Here is a 25,192-nt window from a genome sequence, read left to right as displayed (position 1 = left end):
CTTAAGCTAACTCAGTTTCCATAGATAGTTCTTGTTTTTCCCCTATAACGGCTATTTCTCCATTGCCACTATCTATATTGCAATTATCCTTTATAACAGCTCCTTCTCCTATCATAGCCTTATTTATAATAACATTTTTACCTATTTTTACATTTGGCATTATTACTGAATCCTTTATTATACTTCCTTCTCCTATACGAACTCCATATGATATTACCGAGTTTTCTATATCTCCTAATACAATAGATCCATCAGTTAAGATTGATTTATTCACTTTAGAATTTTTGCCTATGTATTGTGGTGGCATAGCCAATCTGTCAGTATATATCTTCCAATCTGAATCATATAAATTAAATTTGTTTTGTGTATTTATTAAATCCATATTTGCTTGCCATAAGCTATCTATAGTCCCAACATCTCTCCAATATCCTTCAAAAGGATAAGCTACCATATTTATTTTATCTTCTAACATTTTTGGAATTATATCTTTACCAAAATCGTCATAAGGTATTTCTTTACTTTCACCTTCTAATAAATATTTTCTTAATAGTTGCCAATCAAATATATATATTCCCATAGAGGCTAGATTACTTTTTGGATTTTCTGGCTTTTCATCAAACTCATATATTTTCCCATCAGATTCCGTATTCATTATCCCAAACCTAGATGCTTCTTCCCAGTCAACCTCTATTACTGCAATTGTAGCCTTTGCATTTTTCTCCTTATGATATTCTAGCATCTTGCTATAGTCCATCTTATATATATGGTCGCCTGATAAAACTAAAAGATATTCTGGATTATATCTATCAATAAAATGCATATTCTCATAGATAGCATGTGCTGTTCCTCTGTACCAACTTCCTTCTTTTTCCCTTGTATATGGCGATAATATGGATACCCCGCCATTTTGTCTATCTAAATCCCATGGGCTTCCTATTCCTATATGAGAATTTAGTATCAATGGTCTGTATTGAGTTAATACCCCTACTGTATCTACCCCTGAGTTTGAACAGTTACTCAATACAAAATCTATAATTCTGTATTTCCCTCCAAAAGGAACTGCTGGTTTTGCTAAATTCTTTGTAAAACTTCCTAGCCTTGATCCTTGACCCCCTGCCAATATCATAGCCATCATTTCTTTTTTTATCATATACTAAAATTCCCCCTCTACGTCATCTTTCATTTTATCTTCGTTTATATCTATTCCCTTTATAAATGTAACCCCCAATGGAGGTACTTTTATCGTTATTGAATAATCTTTGTTATGCCATTTTTGTTTTTGTGAATATAATTTAGATTCATTCATAATTTGTCCTGATCCCCAGTACTTCTCATGGTCACTGTTAAATACCTCTTGATATACTCCCATATAAGGAACCCCTATCCTATAGTCATAATAAACTACAGGAGTAAAGTTTATCACTGCTATTATAAAGTCTTTCTTATTTTTTCCTATTCTCATAATAGTAAATACACTTTGTTCATTATTATGAGGGTCTATAAAATCAAATCCACTATTGTTGTAATCTATTTCATATAAAGCTTTTTCATTTATATATAATTTATTTAGATCCTTAACGTAATCTTGAATTTTCTTATTTTCTTCTTGTAATAGTAGTTCCCAGTCTAAACTATATGCATATCTCCACTCTAAGTATTGTCCAAATTCACTACCCATAAATAGAAGCTTCTTTCCAGGATGAACAATCATATATGAATATAGGAGTCTGAGTCCTGCAAACTTTCTCCATTTATCTCCAGGCATTTTATCTATTAAAGATTTTTTGCCATGTACAACTTCATCATGTGAAAGTGGTAGCACAAAGTTTTCTGAAAAAGAATATGTAAATGAAAAAGTAATTAATTCATGATGATACTTTCTATATATGGGATCCATTTCAATATATCTCAATGTATCATTCATCCATCCCATATTCCATTTATAATTAAAACCCAATCCGCCTTTATATGTAGGTCCTGTAACCATCGGCCACGAAGTAGACTCTTCTGCTATGATAAGAGGGTTTTTAATATTTTTGAAAATAACTTCATTAAATCTTTTTAAAAAGTCTATAGCCTCTAAATTTTCTCTTCCTCCGTATTTATTTGGTTTCCAATGTCCTATGTCATAATCTAAATAAAGCATACTTGCAACAGCATCTACTCTTATTCCATCTATATGAAACTTTTCAAACCAAAATAAAGCATTTGATATTAGAAAATCTTGAACTTCTGGTTTTCCTAAGTCAAAGTGTGCTGTACCCCATCCTATATTCTCAGCTTTTGTAGGGTCTTCATATTCGTATTGAGAAGTTCCATCAAATTTATAAAGTCCATGGTCATCTTTACAAAAATGACTATAAGCAAAATCTAAAATTATTCCTATACCATTCGTATGACATATATCTATAAATTCCATGAAGCCCTTTGGGGTTCCATATCTACTTGTTACGCTATAATATCCTGTAGTTTGATAACCCCATGACTCGTCTAATGGATGCTCAGTTATTGGCAATATTTCTATATGGGTATAACCCATATCTTTTACATAATCTATCATTTCATGAAGTTCTTCAAATTTAAAAAATTCTCCATCCCATTTTCTTTTCCATGATCCTAAATGAACTTCATATATATTTATAGGTTTTTCATATATATTATCTTTTTCTCTACTCTTCATCCATTCAATATCATTCCATTTATAGCCCTCAATATCATATACTATAGAAGCGTTATTAGGCCTTTTTTCACTGAAAAATCCATATGGGTCAGATTTCATTCTTGATACTCCATCTTTCCCTATAACTTTATATTTATATGCAACACCTTCATTTATATTCCTAATAAATATATGCCAGTTGCCGGAATCTATCTTTTTCATTGGATGAGAGTTTTTATTCCAATTGTTAAATTCTCCAACTAAATATACTTCTTTTGCATTAGGCGCCCACACAGTAAAGCTTACCCCTTGTTTATCATCGTTATCCACTAAATGAGCCCCCATAAAATCATAAGATTTAAAATTGTTTATTTTATTTGTTTTCATAATTTATCCCCATCTTTTCTCTATGTTTATCCCGTGATACATAAAGGTATTATAATATATACCTTCTGTCGAAAAAAAATATAACGTGCGAAAATAATTAATAAATTTTTGTTGAAATTTAAATTTTAAAAAAATTCGCAAAAAAGCACCCATATTGAATGGGTGCTACTGACCTAATTTTAGGTTTGATATTGCGTTTAAACTCATATCATGAGTTTTTCCTTTTATATAGTTATAATATCCTGCACAACCTATCATAGCTGCATTATCGGTGCATAAATCTATAGGTGGATATTTTATAGCTATATTTTTATTACTTCCTAACTCTTGTAATTTTTCTCTCAATCCTGAGTTTGCTGCAACTCCTCCAGCTAAAACAACTTTATCATATCCTTTTTCTAGTGCTGCTTTTATAGCTTTATTAGCTAATACTTCAACAACAGCTTCCTGAAATGATGCAGCTACATCTTCTACTACTATTTCTTCATCTTTCATTTTTTTAGAGTTTATATAGTTCAGTACAGATGACTTTAATCCGCTAAAACTAAAATCATATCCATCATTTATATAAGCCCTTGGAAATTCTATTGCATTTTTATTTCCAATTTTAGATAGTTTATCTATTATAGGTCCGCCTGGATATCCTAAGTTCAAAGCTCTAGCTATTTTATCAAATGCCTCACCTGATGCATCATCTCTAGTTTTTCCTAATATTTCGTAGCTACCATAATCCTTAACTTCAACTAAATGGGTATGTCCTCCAGATACTATTAAACATATAAATGGTGGTTCTAACTTTTTATCTTCTATGTAATTAGCACTTATATGTCCTTCTATATGATTAACTCCTACTAAGGGTTTACCTAGAGTATAAGCTAAAGCTTTTGCAGTAGATAATCCAACTAGTAATGCTCCCACTAACCCTGGTCCATATGTCACAGCTATATGGTCTATATCATTAAAACATACATTAGCCTTATCTAAGGATTCTTGTACTACCATATCTATATTTTCTATATGTTTTCTAGAAGCAACTTCAGGAACTACTCCTCCAAACTTTTTATGTAATTCAATTTGAGTAGATACTATATTCGACAATATTTCTCTACCATTTTTTAAAACTGCTGCTGAGGTTTCATCGCAGCTAGTTTCTATAGCCAAAGTTATTATATCTTTCATAAATACACTTCCTTTTTTATAAATGTTTCCACATTATAAGAGCATCTTCTTTATTGTCACTGTAGTACTCTTTTCTAACACCAGCTAACTTAAAACCATACTTTTTGTATAAATTTTGAGCTACAATATTGGATACTCTAACTTCTAAAGTCATAGCTTTTATTTTATTTTCCCGACATTCATCTATAAGAGATTTTACTATTTTATCCCCTATTTTTTGACCTCTATATTCTGGGCTTACAGCTACATTAGTTATATGCGCTTCATCTATTACAAACCAAGCTCCAACATAACCAACTACCTTGTCCTCTATCTGTGCAACTAAATACTTTGCTAACTTATTTTGTATTTCTTTTTTAAATGATTCTTTGCTCCATGGGTCTGGAAAACAAGATTTTTCTACGTTATATACTCCATCAATATCTTCAAGTTTCATATCTCTTATAATTAAGTTATTGTTCATTTTGCTGCATCCTCTTCATTTTTTCATCGTATTGGACTTCTGCTTGAGATTTTCTTATATACATTGGATTTATAGTATAACAATTATGGACATCTATTTTGTTATTATATTTATTAATAGCTAGTTGACATAAGCTACTTGCTCTAGATATATTATTTGAACTAGGTGCTATATTTATATTTTTTGCATTTTCAATTTTTTCTTTATATAAACTTATAGCTTCTCCTAATAATATTACTTCTTCAGGTCCATTTTTTGCATTTTCTATTAACTCATCTATAGAAATTACATTTATATCATCTTTAGATATAAGTTCATTATTTTCCCATGAATAACTGTTAGTATATACTTGATTTCTTTGGGCATCAATTATAGGGCATATAGTGTATTTAGAAAAGCTCATATTAAATGCTAACGATTCTAATGAGTTCACTCCAACAATTGGTATGTTTCTAACATGGGCTATAGCCTTTGCCGTTGACATCCCTATTCTAAGTCCTGTAAACGACCCTGGACCAATGCAAACTCCTATTAAATCTATTTCTTCTATTTTCATATCGCTTAAATTAAACATTTCTTCTATCATTATCATAAGCTTTTGAGAATGAGTTTTCTTAGTATTTATAGTATATTCTGCTATTAATTTTTCATTTTCCATTATTGCAATACTAGCAGCTTGTGAAGATGTATCTATTCCTAGTACTTTCATTATTTTAACAGCTCCTTAACAATGTCTTCATATTTATATCCTTTTGGATTTAAAGTCATTTCTCGTCCATTTTCTTTGTATTTAATATCTATATATAAATACTCATCTGGAAGTATATCCTCAATTAAATTTGCCCATTCTATTATACAAACTCCATCTGAATTTATGTACTCATCAAACCCTATATCGTACATTTCATCACTACTTCCTATTCTATATACATCAAAGTGATATAGTGGAATTCTTCCTTCATATTCATTTACTATTGTAAATGTAGGACTTGTTATATAATCACCTATCTCTAATCCCTTAGCTATATTTTGCGTTAATGTAGTTTTTCCAGCACCTAAATCTCCTACTAAACATATAACACTTTTTTTGCTTAATAACTTTCCTAATTTATATCCTATATCTTTTGTTTCTTCTTCATTTTTTAAATATATTTTAAACATTTAACCATCTCCATTATAAAGATTAACTATACTATTATATTATAACCAATTACTATAATAAAGCTTTACAAAATAAAAAAAGCGCTTTGAGCGCTTTTTTTATCCTTTTCTTAATATATATTCTACTTTTTTATATACAAGTACTACTATTATAGACATTAAAATTCCTTTTATTATATTAAACGGTGTTACCATCCACATTATATAAGTAGCTAAATCTACTACTTTAGGATTTAATGCACTTCCCATGCCTATTATAGCTTCAAGTGGCATAAAGTTTGTATAGAATGGTATTAATATAAAGTAATTAGCTATTGCTCCTACTGCAGTCATAAATATAGTACCTACTATAAGACCTATTATAGAACTTTTTAAGCTTTTACCTTTTCTGTATATAACCGATGTCACTAATACAAATGAACCACCGATTAAAAAGTTAGCTAATTCTCCAACTCCACCTGTTGTAGAATTTGTTAAAGCTTGTAATATATTTTTTATAAGTTCAATTGTTATTCCAGCAACAGGCCCTAATGCCATACCACCTAATATAGCAGGAACATCAGATATATCTATCTTTAAAAAATCTGGAAAGATTGCTGGTATTGGAAATTGTATAAACATAAGAACATAACATATTGCTGATAGTACAGCCACCTTTACTAAAGTTGGTGTTGAAAAGAATCTAGTTTGATGTTGATTTGTTGTGCTTTGCATTGTCAATTCCTCCTAATTTAAATTTTATTAGAAAATAAAATAAGTCCGAAGATAAATCTTCGGACTTTTGTTTGCAATCAATATAAACACATAATTATAAACATTATAATTATTAATAAAACTATAATTATAACAATAACCATGTATTTAATCCTCTTTCATCCAGACTTTACTGTCGGCCTTGGAATTTAACCAAGTCAGCTACATAGTAGCTCGCGGGCTATACCGCCGGTCGGGAATTACACCCTGCCCCGAAGATTATCTTTATTTACTTTTCTTCTTCTATGATTATATTCTATACTGAATAAGACTATTCGTCAATTAAAATTTTTTATATACTATTTTTCCGTCTATTAATGTATATTCTACGTAGCTTTGAACATCTAAAGGTTCATTATTCCATATAACTATATCAGCATCTTTTCCTACTTCTATAGATCCAACTCTGTCTTCTATTCCTAAAACTTTTGCAGGATTTATAGTTATAGATTCTATAGCCTTTTCTTTTTTCATACCATGCTTTATAGCAATAGCAGCACATACAGACAAATAGTGAACAGGTATAACTGGATGATCTGTCATTAAACATACATCAAGTCCTGCGTTAGATAATATTCCTGCAGTATCAAATGTTAAATTTCTTAATTCTATTTTTGATCTTTCAGATAAGCTTGGACCTACTACAACAGGGTATCCTTCTTCAACTAATTCATCTACTATAAGATGCCCTTCAGTACAATGGTCTAACGATAATCTTAGATTAAATTCCTTTGCTATCCTTATAGCCGTAAACATATCATCGGCTCTATGAGCATGGACTTTAAACGGTATTTCTCTTTTTATAACAGGTAATAGTGATTCCATTTTTATATCGTATTCTGGTTCTTCACACTCTTCATCTTCATCTTCTTCAAATGCAACCATGTCTTCTAAATAAATCTCTGCTTTTTTAAGAGTTTCTCTTAAAAGTGCAGCTATGGCCATTCTAGTTTGAGGCATTTTTTCATCTCTTCCATATACACTTTTTGGATTTTCACCAAAAGCTATTTTGGAAGCAACAGGGTTTTTTATAATCATTTTATCTATTCTCTTGCCATGAGTTTTTATAGCTATACATTGCCCCCCCATAACATTGGCACTTCCAGGAGTAGTACATACAGATGTTATTCCTCCAGATACAGCTTCTTCAAAAGTTCTATCCATAGGATTTATCCCATCTATAGGATTTAAATGTGGCGTTATTGGGTCTGTTTCTTCGTTTCCATCTGCACCTTCAAATCCCATACCATCTTCCCATAAACCTAAGTGTGTGTGTGCATCTATAAATCCAGGGTATATATCTTTTCCTGTAGCATCTATAACTTCAGCATCTAGTGGGGCTACTATATCTTTTCCAATTTCAACTATTTTGCCATTTTCTATAAGAATATCTCCATGTATAATCCCATTGGTCACTGTATTAATAATCCCATTTTTAATAAATAACATTTCAACCCTCCTGATTTAACTATGAATACTAATATTATAACATATATACATAATGTATTATCTTATATAGACTTCATAGATAAAGCTACTCTTTGTTTATTTAAATCTACAGATATTACTTTAACATCTACGATATCTCCTATAGATACTATATCCATAGGATTTTTTACAAATTTATCACTCATTTCTGATTTATGAACTAATCCATCATTTTTAATTCCTATATCTATAAATGCACCAAAATCTACAACATTCCTAACTGTTCCTTTAAGTATCATACCATTCATTATATCTTCTATTTTTAATACATCACTTCTAAATACTGGCTTCATACCTTCTTCTCTAGGATCTCTACCTGGTTTTTTTATTTCGTTTATAATATCCTTTAATGTAGGTATACCTACATTAAGTTCTTTGCTTAAGTTTTCTATCCCTACCTTATTAATTTCAGAATCTATATCTTTTATATTTTTATTTGATATATCATCTAATTTATATCCTAGTTTTTCTATTAATGTTTTGCATGTATCATAACTTTCTGGATGTACTCCTGTAGTATCTAGTGGATTTTTAGCATCCGATATTCTCATAAATCCTGCACATTGTAAAAATGCTGAAGGCCCTACCCTTTTAACCTTTTTTAATTGAGCCCTTGAAGTAAATACTCCATTTTCTTCTCTATAATCAACTATATTCTTAGCTATAGATTTAGTTATCCCTGCAACATATTGAAGAAGTGAATAAGACGCCGTATTTAAATCTACACCTACACTATTTACAGCATCTTCTACTACTCCAGATAAAACTTCCTCTAACCTTTTTTGGTTTACGTCATGTTGATATTGACCTACTCCTATACTCTTAGGATCTATTTTAACAAGTTCTGCTAATGGGTCTTGTAGTCTTCTACCTATTGATATGGCACCTCTCAAAGATACATTTATGTCTGGATGTTCTTCACTTGCAAGCTCTGATGCGGAATAAACTGAAGCGCCAGCTTCACTTACTATTATATATTTTACTTCACTATCAATTTCTTTTAACATGTCTGCAGCAAATATTTCAGACTCTCTTGAAGCTGTTCCATTTCCAATGGCTATAATATCTACTTTATATGTTTTTATTATATCGATAAGTTCATTTTTTGCTTTTTCTACATTATTTTGAGGTGCTGTAGGATATACAGTTGTAGTATGTAGTAGTTTCCCATTTTCATCAACCACAGCTATTTTACATCCAGTCCTAAAAGCTGGGTCAAATCCCATTACAACTTTATTTTTTATAGGAGGCTGTAATAATAAGTTTTTAACATTTTTACCAAATACACTAATAGCTCTTTCTTGAGCTATATCTGTTAAATAAGTTCTTATTTCTCTTTCAATAGATGGATATATAAGCCTTTTATATGAATCTTCTATAGCATTTTTTATAAATTCTTCACATTTTTTGTTTATATCTTTTATGTATCTTTTATTTATATTTTCTATTATTTTATCATTGTTAATTTCCATTTTAACTTTTATGTATTCTTCTTTTTCTCCTCTATTTATAGCAAGTATTCTATGAGGTGCCATAGTTTTTATATTTTCACTATAATCATAATACATATCGTAAACTGACTTTTCATCTTTAGAATTTTTAGTATTTATTACTCCCTCATTTAAGGCAAGATTTCTTATATACTTTCTAACATATGAATCTTCACCTATTATTTCAGCTATTATATCAGATGCACCTTTTATAGCATCTTCAAAAGTATTTACCTCTTTTTCAGGATTTATATATTTATTTGCTTCAGTATATATATCTATATTTTTGTTTAATACATCTAGAGCTAAAGTCTCTAGTCCTTTTTCTTTTGCAATAGTAGCTCTAGTTCTCTTTTTAGGTTTGAACGGTGCATATATATCCTCTATTTCTTGAAGTGTAGCCGCTTTTTCTACATTAGTTTGTATATCTTCATTTAATTTTCCCTGCTCTTTTATTAATCTAATTACATCTTCTTTTCTACTTTTTAGATTTCTTAGATATGTGAGTCTATCATATAATTGTCTTAAGACTACATCACTAAGTTCACCTGTTACTTCTTTTCTATATCTAGCTATAAAGGGTATTGTATTTCCTTCATCTATAAGTTGAATAGTGTTATCTACTTGGAAATCCTTTAAGTTAAATTCACTTTTTAATATATTATTTATATTCATAACTTCCTCCTATTACAAATTTAAAAATGGGACTTAAGAATACTCTCTTAAGCCCCATTTAAGCTATTTTTTACTCATCTTCAGATACTCATTAATAAATAAGTCTATATTTCCATCCACAACAGATTGAACACTACCTATTTCAGCATTAGTTCTATGGTCTTTTACTAAGGTATATGGTTGAAAAACATATGATCTTATTTGGCTTCCCCATGCTATTTGAGAATATTGACCTTGTAGGTCTTCTATTTTTTCTTTTTGCTCTATTTCTTTTATTTCTATAAGTTTTGCCATAAGCATCTTCATAGCTCTATCCTTGTTAATGTGTTGCGATCTTTCGCTTTGACATTGAACAATTACTCCAGTTGGTATATGTGTTATTCTAACTGCAGATTCAGTTTTATTTACATGCTGGCCACCTGCACCAGAAGCCTTATATGTGTCTATTTTTAAATCACTAGGATTTATATCTATATTTATACTGTCATCTAATTCTGGAATAACATCTACTGATGCAAAAGATGTATGTCTTTTCCCAGATGAATCAAAAGGAGATATTCTTACTAGCCTATGGACACCTTTTTCACTTTTTAAATATCCATAGGAGTTTAATCCTTCTACTAATATAGTTACGCTTTTTATCCCTGCTTCAGGATCTGCGATAATATCTAGTGTATTGACCTTATATCCTTTTGATTGTGACCATCTATCATACATTCTTAGAAGCATTTTTGCCCAATCTTGAGCATCAAGTCCTCCTGTTCCTGCATGTATAGATATTATGGCATTATTTCTGTCGTACTCTCCATTTAAAAGAGTTTTTATTTTAATATTACTTATTTTGTTCTCTAATTGTTCTATAGATTCAATTACTTCTTTTTCTAAAGATAAGTCGTTTTCTTCTTCTGATAGCTCCATAAGAACTATTATATCCTCTAGTGAATTTTGTAAATCTTTATATTCATCTAAGGTATCTTTTAACGACTTATTTTCTTGAAGTGTTTTTTGTGCCTTTTCATTATCGTTCCAAAAATTCTGATCGCTCATCTCATTTTCATAGGTTTCTATTTTTTCAGTTATAGTTTCTATGTCAAAGAGAAGCCCTCAATTCTTTTATACTGTCGTTCATAGTATCTATTTTTTGTCTATATTCTTGTATATTAAGCATACAATACCTCCAGATGCCTTATTTGCCACAACATTTTTTGTATTTTTTGCCACTTCCACAAGTACATAGCTCGTTTCTTCCTGATTCATCTTCTTTTGTTATAGTTTTATTAACTGGCTGATCTGATGCATTAGAAGATAGATGATCTACATCTATAACTTGTTTTCTTTGCACAGGCTCTTCTATTGTAAAGTTAAATAGATATTTAATAGTCTCATCTTGTATAGACTTAGTCATAGCGTCAAACATATCAAATCCTTCTAAAGTGTATGCTCTTACAGGATCCTCTTGACCTATTGCTCTAAGACCTATACCTTGACGTAACTGATCCATAGCATCTATATGATCCACCCAATGAGAATCTACTACTTGAAGAAGTATAACTCTTTCTATTTCTCTCATTCTATCAGAACCTATTGTGTTTTCTTTAGCTTCGTATATTTTAATAGCTAAATCTAATATTTGTTGTTTTATATCTTCTCTAGAATAATTATCTAAACTTTCTATTTCTATACTTCCCTTTGGTAAGAATGTTTGATAAAGGTGATTTTTAAGATCCTCTAAACTCCAAGAAGATTTATCTTCTCCCATGTATACATTTAGCGCATCTTCTATTGTGTTTTCTATCATGTTTTCTACTTGTTCTTTTAGGTTTTCACCTTCTAATACACGTCTTCTTTCTGCATATATTATCTCTCTTTGTTTGTTCATAACATCATCATATTGAAGTACGTGTTTTCTTATGCCAAAGTTCTTTCCTTCTACTTTCTTTTGAGCATTTTCTATTGATCTAGATAGTATTTTATGTTCTATCGGCATGTCGTCTTCCATACCTAACTTATCTACAACACCTAATACTCTCTCAGTTCCAAACAGTCTCATTAAATCATCTTGTAAACTTATATAAAATCTTGAATTACCTGGGTCTCCTTGACGTCCAGCACGACCACGAAGCTGATTATCAATCCTTCTAGATTCATGTCTTTCTGTACCTATTATAGCAAGGCCTCCAGCTTCTCTAACCTTTACTTGTTCTTCTTCAGTTTGTTTCTTAAATTGTGTATATAATTTTTCGTAAGTTTCTCTGGCTTTTACTAATTCTTCATTTTGTAAATCTTCTTCGTCTTCTAATGGATTAGCTACTTTATATAAAACACTTTCATCATATCCAATTTTTTTCATTTGTTTCTTTGTTAAGAACTCTGGATTTCCACCTAGCATTATATCCGTACCACGACCAGCCATATTAGTAGCGATAGTTACAGAACCTATTCTACCTGCCTGAGCTATTATTTCAGCTTCTTTTTCATGATACTTGGCATTTAATACCTCGTGCTTTACTCCTCTTTTCTTTAACATAGATGACAATAATTCAGATTTTTCTATAGATACAGTACCTACAAGCATAGGTTGTTGTTTTTTGTTTCTTTCTACTATTTCTTCTACTACTGCTTTAAACTTACCTATTTCGTTTTTATATACAGCATCTGCCACATCATTTCTTAGAATAGGCTTATTTGTAGGTATTTGAACAACATCCATTTTATATATAGATCTAAATTCTTCTTCTTCTGTTTTAGCTGTACCTGTCATCCCTGATAACTTTTTATACATTCTAAAATAATTTTGGAATGTTATTGTAGCTAACGTCTTAGACTCTCTTTGAACTTTTAGTCCCTCTTTTGCTTCTATAGCTTGGTGTAGCCCTTCAGAGTATCTTCTACCAAACATAAGTCTTCCTGTAAATTCATCTACTATAACTATTTCGCCATCTTTATCTACATAATCTACATCTCTTTTCATTATCTTATGTGCTTTTAAAGCTTGATTTATGTGATGAGATAATTCTGTATGTTTTATATCAGTTATATTTTCTACGTTGAAATATTTTTCTGCTTTGTCTACTCCTGAGTCTGTTAAAGATACCGATTTTTGTTTTTCATCTATTTCATAGTCCGATTCTTTTAATGTCAAAATAAAGGTATTTGCATCTGTGTATAAATGAGTAGATTTGTCTCCAGGTCCAGATATTATAAGTGGAGTTCTTGCTTCATCTATTAAGATAGAGTCAACCTCATCTACTATAGCGTAGTTAAGTTCTCTTTGTGCCATCTGTTCTTTATGTATTACCATATTGTCTTTTAGGTAGTCAAATCCATATTCATTGTTTGTCCCATAAGTTATATCACAAGCATATTGTTCTCTTCTTTCTTCTGGTGATTGGCCGTGTACTATAACTCCTACGCTCATTCCTAAAAACTCGTATAAGCTTCCCATAGTTTCTTTATCACGCTTTGCAAGATAATCATTTACTGTGATGACATGAACTCCCTTGCCTGTTAATGCATTTAAATATACTGGACTTGTCGCAACTAATGTTTTACCTTCCCCTGTTTTCATTTCAGCTATTCTTCCTTGATGTAATACCATTCCCCCTATTAGCTGAACTCTATAATGTCTCATACCTAAAACTCTTTTTGAAGCTTCTCTAACTACAGCAAAAGCTTCAGGAAGTATATCATCTAATGTTTCTCCACTATTTAATCTTTGTTTAAATAGATTAGTCATATTTTTAATTTCTTTGTCACTCATAGTTTCAAATTTAGGTTCTAAAGCATCTATTTTATCAACTATAGAATTATACTTTTTTAGTTCTTTCTTTTCTGCCATATTAAATATGTTATCCAAAAAACTCATAATTGTTCCCTCATTCCATATATTTTTATATACGATATATATATATATTTTACCATAAAATAAAAGCTATATCATAAAAAGCTACAGACAATTTTTTTATTACTTTAAATAGTCATATATAACTTAATATATATGAGTTATATTATTAAAACAAGATTTTTTAAAATAAATGTTAATAATTTCAGATAAATTATAATATCCTTGTAATTAAAAAAGCTACTGATTATATAATCAGTAGCTTTTGCAAAAATTATTCATGCTCTATAAGACCATATCCACCAATTTCACGCTTATATACAGTACTTATTTCATCTGTATCCATATTTCTAAACATATAGAAATTATGCCCTAAAAGCTCCATTTGAAGCACAGCTTCTTCTGAGCTCATAGGCTTCATATCGAATTTCTTTCTTCTCTCTATAACTATATTCATTGATTCTTCATCTGTATTGTGATAGCTATCATCATCCATATCTTTAAATTCGCCTAATTCTTCTACATTTCCATATCTTATACTTCTATGGTCTTGATGTTTATTTAGCATTTTTGTTTTATACTTTCTTATTTGTTTATAAAGCTTGTCATGTACTATATCTATAGCTGCATATAGATTTTCTTGTCTATCTTCTGCTCTTAATATTGGTCCACTTATAGGAAATATCGTAACCTCTATTGATTGTCTAGCTTTTTTAGCACTTACTGTGACTTTAACTTGAGTTTCAGGATGAAGGTATTGCTCTATTCCTCCTAATTTTTCTTCTATTGCATTTCTTATACTATCTGTTACTTCTAATTGTTTTCCAGATATAATTAGATTCATAACAACATCTCCCTTCAGTTATTATATACCACAGATATTACCTTTTAAACTAATATTTCGATTTAATATAGTATGAAAGTTTATGCTTTATAATTATTTCTATAAAAACATAGTCATTCCTTTAATTTTTATTTTTAACTTTTGTAAGATTTATATTCTCTATATATTTTATTAATTTTTGTTAATTAGCATTGTTAATAATTTAAAAGTTATATTGATGAAAAATGTGGATAATGTGTATAACTTTGTTAATAACTTAAAATTTCAATATCTGTAGCTATTTATGTTTATATACATTTATCCACAAATTAAACACATTTATGTTAATTATTTGTTGTTTTTTGTTGAAAAAAAAAAGCACCTGTTAAGGTACCTTTTGGATATTATAGCTGACCTGATCTTTGCCCCCACACTCGCCTGCTGGGGATTTCGCTTGGGGTTGCCGCACTATTAACCCTCTCGATTTTATATCGGCAGGACTTACTTCTAAGCCGCACCATGCTCATTAACTCAATTTTTAAATTAACTTACGTGGGTCCTTTTGCCTGCGACTGGCATGGACTTTCAACCACAGACCTATAACATCACTTACTTATTTTAATAGCATCTAATATTTATGTCAATATAAATTTCTTCCAGTTAATACACAACATACATATATATTATTAGCATTATTATTTTTTAGAAGTTTACTTATTTCATTTGTAGTACTTCCCGTTGTAAATATATCATCTATTAATAATATATTTTTATTATATATATCTTGAATACCTTTTTTTACTTCAAAGGCACCCCTTAATTCTTTGCTTCTTTCACTTTTACTTAGTTTAGATAAGTATTTAGTCTTATTTTTTCTATATAAACAATCGACTGCTTTTTTATCAATAAGATTCTCCAAGTTTTTGGCAATTAATTCGCATTGGTTAAATCCACGTTTTTTATATCTGCTTTTGTGAAGAGGAACATATAATATATAATCAAATTTTATATTTTCATACTCTATTTTATCTCTTATTATCTGTGCCATATGATAAGATATATATGTTTTTCTACCGTACTTCAAGTTATATATAAGTTTACTTGTAATTTCATCATATTCTATACACGATATAGCCTTATCGAAGTAAAAACTCTTATCACTACAATAGCTACATTCATCAATAGAACTTATGTTATCGTTATTCTCAATAGGCTTTCCACATTTTATACACCCATCTTTTATAAAAGAAATATTATCAAAACAGCTTTTGCATAATGAGTAAGTGTTATTTTTATCTATCGGATTATTACATAATATACACTTTATATTTTTAGGATATATATAATCCAATATTATACTTATTACATTTTTAATTTGATACCAACAGCCCTTCTCTTTTAAATCTAGATAGCTTTCCATGTAGGTTAGAATACCTATTATGTGTTTTGTTATTTTTTATCATATATTCAAGATACTTAGTCTGTCCTACTAGTATAACTAATTTCTTAGCGCGTGTTACAGCTGTATATAATAAATTTCTACTCAATAACATAGGAGGTGCCCAAGATATAGGTATTACAACTACTGGAAATTCACTTCCCTGGCTTTTGTGTATAGTAGTACAAAAGCTATGCTCTATTTCATCTAGTTCATTATAATCATAATTAACTATCTTAATTTCATCGTATATTACATATATATTTTTATTTTCCTTATCTATGTGATATATATATCCTATATCTCCATTATATATGCCTTCTCCAGTTTCACTTTTGTCTTCATTTTCCCATTTTTTATTATAGTTATTTTTTACTTGCATTACCTTGTCCCCAACCCTAAGTATTCTTCTTGTAAAGTTTTCTTCTGTCTTAAATTTTCCAGGTGGGTTTAAATATTTTTGTAATTCTATATTTAAATTTGTAACTCCTAAATCTCCTTTTCTCATAGGAGATAATATTTGTATATCTCTTATTTTATCTACCTTATAATATTCTGGTAGCCTTTTATCTACTAAGCCTATTATTTCACTTATTATATTCTCATTATCTTCTTTTTGAATAAAATAAAAATCCTTATTTTTTGAATTTAAAAATAATGGTTGTCCTTCATTTATTCTATGTGCATTTACTACTATCATACTCTCCTGAGCTTGTCTAAATATTTCTGTTAGTCTAACTATCTTTATAACATCAGAGTCTATAATATCCTTTAGAACGTTTCCAGCACCTACTGAAGGTAATTGGTCACTGTCTCCAACTAATATTACTCTAGTACCAGGTTTAATAGCCTTTAATAGACTATACATAAGATTTATATCTACCATAGATACTTCATCGACAATTATTACATCAGCTTCTATAGGGTCATCTTCACTTTTCATAAATACCATCTCTTCATCATTATTAGAATATCCCATCTCTAATAATCTGTGTATAGTTTTAGCTTCTTTATTAGATGTTTCACTCATTCTCTTAGCAGCCCTTCCTGTAGGAGCAGCTAAAATAACTTCCATATTATTATTTTCAAATATTTGTATTATTGTATTAATAGTTGTTGTTTTTCCTGTTCCAGGCCCTCCTGTTATAACCATAACTCCATTATGTATAGCCTGTTCAACAGCCATATATTGATTTTGCGCTAATTTTATATTATTTTTTTCCTCTAAATTTATTATTTCCTTATCTATACATATATCTAAGTTTTCAAATTCGAATTGAGATAACCTTATAAGTTGTTTGCATACTCCATTTTCTGATATATAATACGGTATTAAATATATAATATCTTCTGTAAGATTTTTTTCAATTTGTATTTTTTGATCTAAAGCTAATTTCAATATCCCTTCTTCTATATATCCTTTTTCTATACTTAAAAGTTGACTAGCTTCATTTATCAACAAGCTTTTAGGTAAATATGTATGCCCATTTGTAAGAGCGTGATTTAACGTATATATTATACCTTGGGCTATTCTATCTTCCGAGTATTTATCTATTCCAATTTTTGATGCTATATTATCAGCTAATTTAAATCCTATTCCTCTTACATCTTCTGCTAGTTTATATGGATTTTCATGTATTATTTGAATAGACTTAGATTTATATTTTTTATATATTTTTAAGCAATAATTAGGACTTATCCCATATTTGGATAATTGAATTATTAAATTTCTTAATTCTCTATTCTCCTCGAAACCTTTTACTATTTGATCTACTTTCTTCTCTCCTATACCTTCTACTTCTTGTAATCTTTCTGGATTATTTTGTATTATTTCTATAGTATGTATTCCAAACTTTTCTATTATCTTTTTTGCCATTTTATCCCCTATGCCTTTTATCATACCAGATGTTAAATAAGCATATATGCCATCTACTGATGAGGGAATAATTGGAATAAAATTATCTACTTCAAATTGTAAGCCATACAACTTATGACTTGTCCATTTTCCTTCTATTTCTATGCTTTCACCTATTGTCAACGTAGGCATACAACCTACTATTGTAACTTCATCGTTTTCATTTGTTAAATTTGCTATTGTATATCCATTTTCTTCGTTCTTAAATATTATATCACTTATAGTTCCCTGCAATTTTTCCATACCGATTCTCCTACCATCTTAGTGATAAGGTTATAATTTACATAATTTGTAACTATTATACAGGTATATTAACATAAAATAAAGCCCTGTATAATATACAGGGCCTTAAATAATTTATATTATTCACCTAAAGCTTCTTTTCTTAATATATCAGCTTTATCTGTTCTTTCCCATGTTAAATCTACATCAGTTCTACCAAAGTGGCCATAAGCTGCAATTTTTCTATAGATAGGTCTCTTTAAATCTAAGTCTCTTATTATTGCACCTGGTCTTAAGTCAAAATGTTTCTTAACTAATTCTACTAATTTTTCTTCACTAACTTTTCCAGTTCCAAAAGTTTCAACTAGTATAGATAGAGGTTGTGCAACACCTATAGCATAAGCTAATTCTATTTCACACTTATCAGCAAGGCCAGAAGCTACTATGTTTTTAGCAACATATCTTGCAGCATAAGCAGCAGATCTATCAACCTTTGTTGCATCTTTTCCTGAGAATGCTCCACCGCCGTGTCTAGCATATCCACCGTAAGTATCTACTATTATCTTTCTTCCTGTTAAACCAGTATCACCTTGAGGTCCACCTATAACGAATCTTCCTGTTGGGTTTATATATACTTTAGTTTCAGAATCCATTAAGTTATTTGGTACTACTTTACTTATTACGTGATCTCTTAAATCTCTTTCTATTGTTTTATTATCTACTTCTGGGCTATGTTGAGTAGATATTAAAACAGTGTGTACTCTAACTGGCTTGCCATCTTCATATTCAACAGTAACTTGAGTTTTTCCATCTGGTCTTAGATAATCTAACATTCCATTTTTTCTAACTTCTGTTAGTCTTCTAGCAAGTTTGTGAGCTAAAGATATTGGTAAAGGCATTAATTCTTCTGTTTCATTACATGCGAAACCAAACATTATACCTTGATCCCCTGCTCCTACATTTTCTAGATCTGCATCTGTATCTTCGCCTTTTTTACTTTCTAGAGCTTCGTCTACACCCATAGCTATATCAGAAGATTGCTCGTCTATAGAAGTTATTACGGCACAAGTATCAGCGTCAAATCCGTATTTAGCTCTAGTATATCCTATATCTTCTATTGTACTTCTTACTAATTTTGGTATATCAACATATGCTGAAGTAGATATTTCTCCTGCTACTAATACAAGCCCTGTAGTAACTGTAGTCTCACATGCAACTCTGGCTTGAGGATCTTTTGCTAATAATGCGTCTAATATAGAATCTGATATTTGATCGCATATTTTGTCTGGATGTCCCTCTGTAACTGATTCTGATGTAAATAAGTGTCTTGCCATTTTTTGTTCCTCCTCTTATGTATATAAATTATAGATTTATACTATCTATAGTCTCTACTATATTATTGACAATTATTACGTTTTATTTCTATGCATTGCGATTTTTTCTAATAAAAAAACCTCTTTAAAAATAAAGAGGTTAATTACATAGTTAATTAACTAACCTCATCTTCCAGAATAAAATTCTGTAGGATTTAGCACCATTTCCCAATAGGGTGGTTGCTGGGCTTCATAGGGCCTATCCCTCCGCCGCTCTTAATAAGGTAATTAAGATTTAATAAGTTTTTAGTACAAAAATTATATTACTATTTTATTTATTATATGTCAACATTTTTTTTACTATTTATCAACTTTTTATAAAATGTATTATATAATCTTTAAAGATATAGCTGATACTATTAAGCCTGAGAGCATATTTCCTAGAAATATCCCAAGTAGCGCATCTCTAATTCTCATTCTTAGTATAGATGCTATTGCCGCTGCAGTCCAAGCCCCTGTAGTAGGAAGTGGTATTCCTACAAATAATACAATACCTAATATAGTTACGTTTTTCATTTTTTCCATTCTTCTATTTATTTTATTGTCTATAAAATTTCCTAGCTTATACATCTTTTTATGTCTTTTTATCCCATGTAAAATCTGTCTGAAAGTTATAATTAATGGTATTGATATAAGTGTGGATCCTATAACACAACATATGTACACATAACCAAAATTTAGCCCCCATGATATTCCTACCGGTATAGCTCCTCTAAGCTCTATAACAGGTACAGATGACATTATCATAAGTAGTATATATTTCAAATTTTATACCTCCCTTGCTACATCCTTTATATATTTTAATTATATGATTAAGTAAACTAGTAATTGCTTAAAAATTACTAACTAGAGTGGGTATAGGTCTTTTTTCACCTATAATTTCATATATTTTAGGTAAGGGGGTGTATCGATGTATCTAGTTAAAACGAATTATAAAGAAGAGAATGTCATACAAAATCTTAGTGAAGTTTTAAAAAATATAATAAAAGAAAATACAATAATCGTTTGTATAGGAACTGATAGGGCCATAGGCGATGCTTTAGGTCCTTTAGTTGGAACTATGCTAAAAAATAGTGATTTTAAATATCCTGTGTATGGTACATTGGATAAACCTATACATGCGTTAAATATATTTGAGTCTTTAGAGTATATAAAAAATAAGTATCCAAATGGAAATTTTCTAGCTATAGATGCATGTTTAGGATCAAAAGACAATATAGGAAATATTCAAATACGAGAAGGCCCTATACTTCCTGGAAAAGGTGTTGGCAAAAAACTTCCTGAAATAGGTAACTATTCTATAGTTGGTATAGTTGATAAAATAGATGAAAACAATAAGTTTTCATTTAACAATATAAGGCTGAGCTTTGTAGTTGAACTAGCTGAGATAATTGCCTTATCAACTATACTTGCAACATAGAGGCTATTACCCCCTTAATAAAAAAGTCCCAATAATTTATTGGGACTTTTGATTTGAAATTTATTTTTGTTTTTCAACTAATGCAAACATTAATTCTCCACTACAAACTAATTCTTCACCTACATATGCACTGGCACTAGCTTTTCCAATACTTCTTCTAAATGAATTTAATTCAACTTCCATTCTCAATGTATCTCCAGGTCTTACTTCTCTTTTAAATCTAACACCGTCTATTCCTGCAAATACTCCTAATTTACCCTTATTTTCTTCCATAGACATCATTGCAACTGCTCCTACTTGTGCCATGGCCTCTACTATTAAAACTCCTGGCATTAGTGGATAACTAGGGAAGTGACCTTGGAAAAACGGTTCATTAGCTGTAACATTTTTTATACCAATAGCCTTTTTTCCTGGATCTAATTCAACTACTTTATCTACTAATAAAAACGGATATCTGTGAGGTATTAATTCCTTTATTTGATCAATATTTAGCATAATTACCCTCCCTTTTTCTTTTCGTATATTATCTATTCTTTCTAAAAGGAATAGTTCCTCCTGTTTCCAATAATTTTAATGATTTTAAAGCTTCTCCAGTACCTTTTGCAACACAAGATAGAGGATCATCAGCAATGTGTACTTTAACTCCAGTTCTTTGTTCTATAAGTTTGTCCAAGCCATATAATAAAGCTCCCCCACCTGTCATTATTATACCTCTATCGCTTATATCTGCTCCTAGCTCAGGTGGTGTTTTTTCTAGAACTGCATGAGCAGTTGTAGCTATTTGCTCAACACTTTCTTTTAATGCTTCTAGCACCTCTGTAGAGCTTATTTGTATAGTTTCAGGAAGTCCTTTAACTAAGTTTCTACCACTTACACTCATAAACTCTTCTTCTTCTCTAGGGAATGCTGTTCCTATTTTTAATTTTACTTGTTCTGCAGTTCTTTCTCCTATTAGTAAGTTATGTTGCTTTCTCATATATCTTACTATAGCCTCGTCAAATTTATCTCCACCCATTTTTATAGATTCACTTACAACTATACCTCCTAGAGATATTACAGCTATATCAGCAGTTCCTCCACCTATATCTATTACCATATTTCCATCTGGCTGTGCTATATCTACACCTGCCCCGATGGCTGCAGCTATAGGTTCTTCTATAATATATACCTCTCTAGCTCCAGCTTGTCTTGTAGCTTCTTCCACAGCCCTTTTTTCTACTTCAGTAACTCCTGATGGCACACACACCATAACTCTAGGCATGAAAAATCTTCCAAAACCTTTTTTGTCTACTACTTTGTCAACAAAATGCTTTAACATCTTTTCTGTAATATCATAATCTGATATAACCCCATCTTTTAACGGTCTTATAGCAACTATATTACCTGGAGTTCTACCTATCATTCTTCTAGCATCTTCTCCAACTGCTAATACTGAATTACTCCTTGTTTCTATGGCAACTACAGACGGTTCTGTTAAAACTATTCCTTTGCCACCAACATAAACAAGAACATTAGCTGTGCCCAGGTCTATACCTATATCAGCTCTCGCCATTAATCCCAACTCCTCATCTTCTGTTTATAATCTATATGAACTACACTTAGTTATTTACTTATAATAGCCCTACCTACAAAAATATACAAAAATCGAACTTTAGTCAAGAAAAAAATGTAGGTATTATTAACCTACATCTTTTTGATCCTTAACTTCATACTTTAATTTTGTAGCCATTCCGCCTCTTAAGTGACGTTCAGATTTATTTTTTTCTAAAACCATCTTCACTTCTTTTGCTAAGGATGGATTTATTTCCTCTAATCGCTCAGTTACATCTTTATGTATAGTGCTTTTGCTTACCCCAAAGGTTTTTGCTGTCTGTCTAACAGTTGTTTCTTTCTCTAGTATATATTTTGCAACAACTATAGCTCTTTCTTCTATATGGGATCTCAATTCTTCCCCCCCCTTACATATTTCCTTAATCATATATATGAGATTTCTAAAAAAAATAGAACAGACTTGATCAAAATTGATCAAGTCTGTTCTAAAAAGTTATTTCATTAAATTCATTGGATTTATAGATTTTCCATCTTTAAACGCTTCTAAATGAAGATGTGCTCCCTCAGCACTTTCAACTGTAGAAGTATTTCCTATTTTTCCTATAGCATCTCCTGCTTTTACAGTTTGATTAACTTTAGCATCAACATTTTTATCTAAGTTACTATAAGTTAAAACTGTTTTATTGGCAGATTCTATTTTTACAGTTGTGCCATACTTATCGTCGTTAGATACATCTATAATCTTTCCGCTTGCTATAGATTTAACAGTTGACCCAGCTTTTGCTTGTATATCTACTGCTTTATGTATTTCCCATTGGTCTAATGTTTTATTGTAACTAGGTATTTTTTCAGCATATTCTTTTGTAACTTCACCTTGAACAGGCATTGTTCTTTTTGCTACTTCTGTACTTTCCTTAGCTTTTTGCTCTTTCGCTTTTGCTAGGTTTTGATCTGAATTAGTTGTAGTTGGAACTGACTTATCTTTTTCCTTAATTAGATGTACTTCATCATCACCTTTTGCTAATTCACCATTACTATAGTTTACAAAACCATTTGTAGCTAAATCGTCTATGCTATTCTTAGTAACCCAAACGGCACCTACAGCCACTAGACATACGCATAAAAATAGAGCTAAATAAAACCCATCTCTCTCTAGTATTTTTTTGTTTTTCATACTACACCTCCATATGTATTTCTACATTTGTATTGTGTACTTTTTTTTCTATTTTTATACATTTTATAAATATTTTTCATAAAAAAATGGAAAAGTATTAATACTTTTCCATTTTATATGATATTACTCTTAATATTTATCTTCTATGTCTGCTCCAGTGTAGTAGTGTTTAAGTATCTTATAATATTCATAGCCTGCATCAGCCATTCCATCAGCTCCCCATTGGCTCATTCCAACACCATGTCCATAGCCCTTAACTAAAATATCTATATAATCACTTTTTATGCTTATATCAAAATTAGTAGAATTTAATTTAAATAGATTTCTCATATCTCTTCCACTTATTTGTTTTTCTCCTATTTTTATCTTCTCTACAGAACCGCCCTCTGTTCTCTTTAGAATTTTTATATCAGAGTTTAGTGTAGAAATAGATAAATTTATGTTATATGATTTTTTTATATGTTTTATAAATTCATTTTTAGTTATTTTTAAATTAGATATATATTTAGGTGATGATTTATCATATGGACTTGCAACAGATCTTAAATATGGCTCTTTGCTACTAAATACCTCTTCACTATTTTCTGTTTTTCCTGCTGCTGTTGAAAAGTACATTGGCAATATAGCTTTATCATTATACACTAGTATTTGTCCTCTTGTATCATTTACAGCTTTCTTAATTTTTGTCCAAGAATTTTTCATCCATTTGTCCCCATGACTTCTTTTCAATTCTTTTTCACTTAGGAATTCTTGACAATGATTGAAATCAGTACAAACATCTGCGCCCTTATGTTTAGGGTCTTTGTTTGAATTATGTTCTTTTTTGTAATATACATATGTTCTTGCTGCAACTGCTTGAGCCTTTAGAGCTTCTTCATCAAAATCTGAAGGCATTTCACCTGCAACTACACTATATAAGTATTCTTCTATATCTATAGTCTCAACTTTACCTTCTTTATGATTATAAACCTTTATTTTTGGAGATTCCTTATTTATTTTTTCATATATATTGTTTTCTACATATTCTGTATCTTCTTTAGATTTCTGGCTTTTCGTATTAATCTTAAATTCATCCTTATCATCATATACGGTTATACTCAATATTATAGGTACAGCCACCATAATTATTATTGAGTATACTAAAATTAATAAAGGGTTCTTCATATACTTTCCTCCTTAG

Annotated in this window: 22 protein-coding genes and 2 riboswitches; of the genes, 1 reads left to right on the top strand and 21 read right to left on the bottom strand. The window is 30.1% G+C overall.

Features of this window, described 5'->3' with window-relative positions:
* Position 1 precedes the first annotated feature (1 nt).
* From BS62_RS09365 to BS62_RS09290, 16 genes are all read right to left on the bottom strand, one after another.
* Positions 2-1,147 (bottom strand): glucose-1-phosphate adenylyltransferase, encoded by a 1,146-nt coding sequence (locus BS62_RS09365; RefSeq protein WP_496491057.1) that lies wholly within the window; start codon positions 1,145-1,147, stop codon positions 2-4.
* A 6-nt stretch (positions 1,148-1,153) separates the two neighbouring features.
* Entirely contained in the window at positions 1,154-3,046 is a 1,893-nt protein-coding gene (glgB, locus tag BS62_RS09360) for a 1,4-alpha-glucan branching protein GlgB (RefSeq protein WP_496491003.1), read from the bottom strand.
* A gap of 165 nt (positions 3,047-3,211) precedes the next feature.
* A complete protein-coding gene (gene tsaD, locus BS62_RS09355; protein WP_496491002.1) occupies positions 3,212-4,225 on the bottom strand; it encodes a tRNA (adenosine(37)-N6)-threonylcarbamoyltransferase complex transferase subunit TsaD in 1,014 nt (337 codons plus the stop codon).
* Positions 4,226-4,241: 16 nt separating this feature from the next.
* Positions 4,242-4,688, bottom strand: coding sequence for a ribosomal protein S18-alanine N-acetyltransferase (gene rimI, locus BS62_RS09350; protein WP_496491001.1), 447 nt, complete (start codon positions 4,686-4,688; stop codon positions 4,242-4,244).
* Positions 4,678-5,397, bottom strand: coding sequence for a tRNA (adenosine(37)-N6)-threonylcarbamoyltransferase complex dimerization subunit type 1 TsaB (tsaB, locus tag BS62_RS09345; protein WP_496491000.1), 720 nt, complete (start codon positions 5,395-5,397; stop codon positions 4,678-4,680). Before tsaB ends, rimI begins: the two co-directional genes overlap by 11 nt.
* A complete protein-coding gene (tsaE, locus tag BS62_RS09340; protein WP_496490999.1) occupies positions 5,397-5,849 on the bottom strand; it encodes a tRNA (adenosine(37)-N6)-threonylcarbamoyltransferase complex ATPase subunit type 1 TsaE in 453 nt (150 codons plus the stop codon). Before tsaE ends, tsaB begins: the two co-directional genes overlap by 1 nt.
* 99 nt (positions 5,850-5,948) lie before the next feature.
* Positions 5,949-6,563: an ECF transporter S component gene (locus BS62_RS09335; RefSeq protein ID WP_496490998.1), complete on the bottom strand. Its 615-nt coding sequence runs from the start codon at positions 6,561-6,563 to the stop codon at positions 5,949-5,951.
* A 146-nt stretch (positions 6,564-6,709) separates the two neighbouring features.
* Positions 6,710-6,826, bottom strand: a riboswitch (FMN riboswitch).
* Between the two features lie 58 nt (positions 6,827-6,884).
* A complete protein-coding gene (locus BS62_RS09330; protein WP_496490997.1) occupies positions 6,885-8,051 on the bottom strand; it encodes an amidohydrolase in 1,167 nt (388 codons plus the stop codon).
* Between the two features lie 62 nt (positions 8,052-8,113).
* Positions 8,114-10,255, bottom strand: a complete 2,142-nt coding sequence (locus tag BS62_RS09325; RefSeq protein ID WP_496490996.1) for a Tex family protein — start codon at positions 10,253-10,255, stop codon at positions 8,114-8,116.
* Between the two features lie 63 nt (positions 10,256-10,318).
* A protein-coding gene (gene prfB / locus BS62_RS09320; RefSeq protein ID WP_496490995.1) for a peptide chain release factor 2 occupies positions 10,319-11,423 on the bottom strand; the annotation gives its coding sequence in 2 pieces (ribosomal slippage) (positions 10,319-11,347 and positions 11,349-11,423; 1,104 coding nt in all).
* A gap of 18 nt (positions 11,424-11,441) precedes the next feature.
* Positions 11,442-14,120 (bottom strand): preprotein translocase subunit SecA, encoded by a 2,679-nt coding sequence (gene secA, locus BS62_RS09315; protein WP_496490994.1) that lies wholly within the window; start codon positions 14,118-14,120, stop codon positions 11,442-11,444.
* Positions 14,121-14,370: 250 nt separating this feature from the next.
* On the bottom strand, positions 14,371-14,940 hold the full coding sequence (hpf, locus tag BS62_RS09310; protein WP_496490993.1) for a ribosome hibernation-promoting factor, HPF/YfiA family: 570 nt from the start codon (positions 14,938-14,940) through the stop codon (positions 14,371-14,373).
* 619 nt (positions 14,941-15,559) lie between these two features.
* A complete protein-coding gene (locus BS62_RS09305) occupies positions 15,560-16,339 on the bottom strand; it encodes a ComFC family protein (protein WP_496490992.1) in 780 nt (259 codons plus the stop codon).
* Entirely contained in the window at positions 16,290-18,515 is a 2,226-nt protein-coding gene (recD2, locus tag BS62_RS09300; protein WP_496490991.1) for an SF1B family DNA helicase RecD2, read from the bottom strand. The genes BS62_RS09305 and recD2 overlap by 50 nt, the downstream gene beginning before the upstream one ends.
* Before the next feature lie 119 nt (positions 18,516-18,634).
* Positions 18,635-19,828 (bottom strand): methionine adenosyltransferase, encoded by a 1,194-nt coding sequence (gene metK, locus BS62_RS09295; protein WP_496490990.1) that lies wholly within the window; start codon positions 19,826-19,828, stop codon positions 18,635-18,637.
* Between the two features lie 162 nt (positions 19,829-19,990).
* Positions 19,991-20,093: riboswitch (SAM riboswitch) on the bottom strand.
* Between the two features lie 101 nt (positions 20,094-20,194).
* Entirely contained in the window at positions 20,195-20,632 is a 438-nt protein-coding gene (locus tag BS62_RS09290) for a COG2426 family protein (protein WP_496490989.1), read from the bottom strand.
* A 145-nt stretch (positions 20,633-20,777) separates the two neighbouring features.
* On the opposite strand from BS62_RS09290, the gene yyaC reads away from it, so the two are divergent.
* Positions 20,778-21,287, top strand: a complete 510-nt coding sequence (gene yyaC / locus BS62_RS09285; RefSeq protein WP_496490988.1) for a spore protease YyaC — start codon at positions 20,778-20,780, stop codon at positions 21,285-21,287.
* Positions 21,288-21,347: 60 nt separating this feature from the next.
* On the opposite strand, the gene fabZ is transcribed toward yyaC, so the two are convergent.
* From fabZ to spoIID, 5 genes are all read right to left on the bottom strand, one after another.
* On the bottom strand, positions 21,348-21,782 hold the full coding sequence (fabZ, locus tag BS62_RS09280) for a 3-hydroxyacyl-ACP dehydratase FabZ (protein WP_496490987.1): 435 nt from the start codon (positions 21,780-21,782) through the stop codon (positions 21,348-21,350).
* Positions 21,783-21,810: 28 nt separating this feature from the next.
* Positions 21,811-22,839, bottom strand: coding sequence for a rod shape-determining protein (locus BS62_RS09275; protein ID WP_496490986.1), 1,029 nt, complete (start codon positions 22,837-22,839; stop codon positions 21,811-21,813).
* Positions 22,840-22,965: 126 nt separating this feature from the next.
* Positions 22,966-23,232, bottom strand: coding sequence for a sporulation transcriptional regulator SpoIIID (gene spoIIID / locus BS62_RS09270; protein WP_496490985.1), 267 nt, complete (start codon positions 23,230-23,232; stop codon positions 22,966-22,968).
* A 99-nt stretch (positions 23,233-23,331) separates the two neighbouring features.
* Positions 23,332-24,012, bottom strand: coding sequence for a peptidoglycan DD-metalloendopeptidase family protein (locus BS62_RS09265; RefSeq protein ID WP_496490984.1), 681 nt, complete (start codon positions 24,010-24,012; stop codon positions 23,332-23,334).
* 129 nt (positions 24,013-24,141) lie between these two features.
* The gene (gene spoIID / locus BS62_RS09260) at positions 24,142-25,176 is read right to left on the bottom strand and encodes a stage II sporulation protein D (protein ID WP_496490983.1); all 1,035 of its coding nucleotides are present in this window, start codon (positions 25,174-25,176) and stop codon (positions 24,142-24,144) included.
* Positions 25,177-25,192 lie beyond the last annotated feature (16 nt).

The sequence above is a fragment of the Sporacetigenium mesophilum DSM 16796 genome (assembly GCF_059569055.1).
This window is presented reverse-complemented; position numbering and strand designations above follow the sequence as displayed.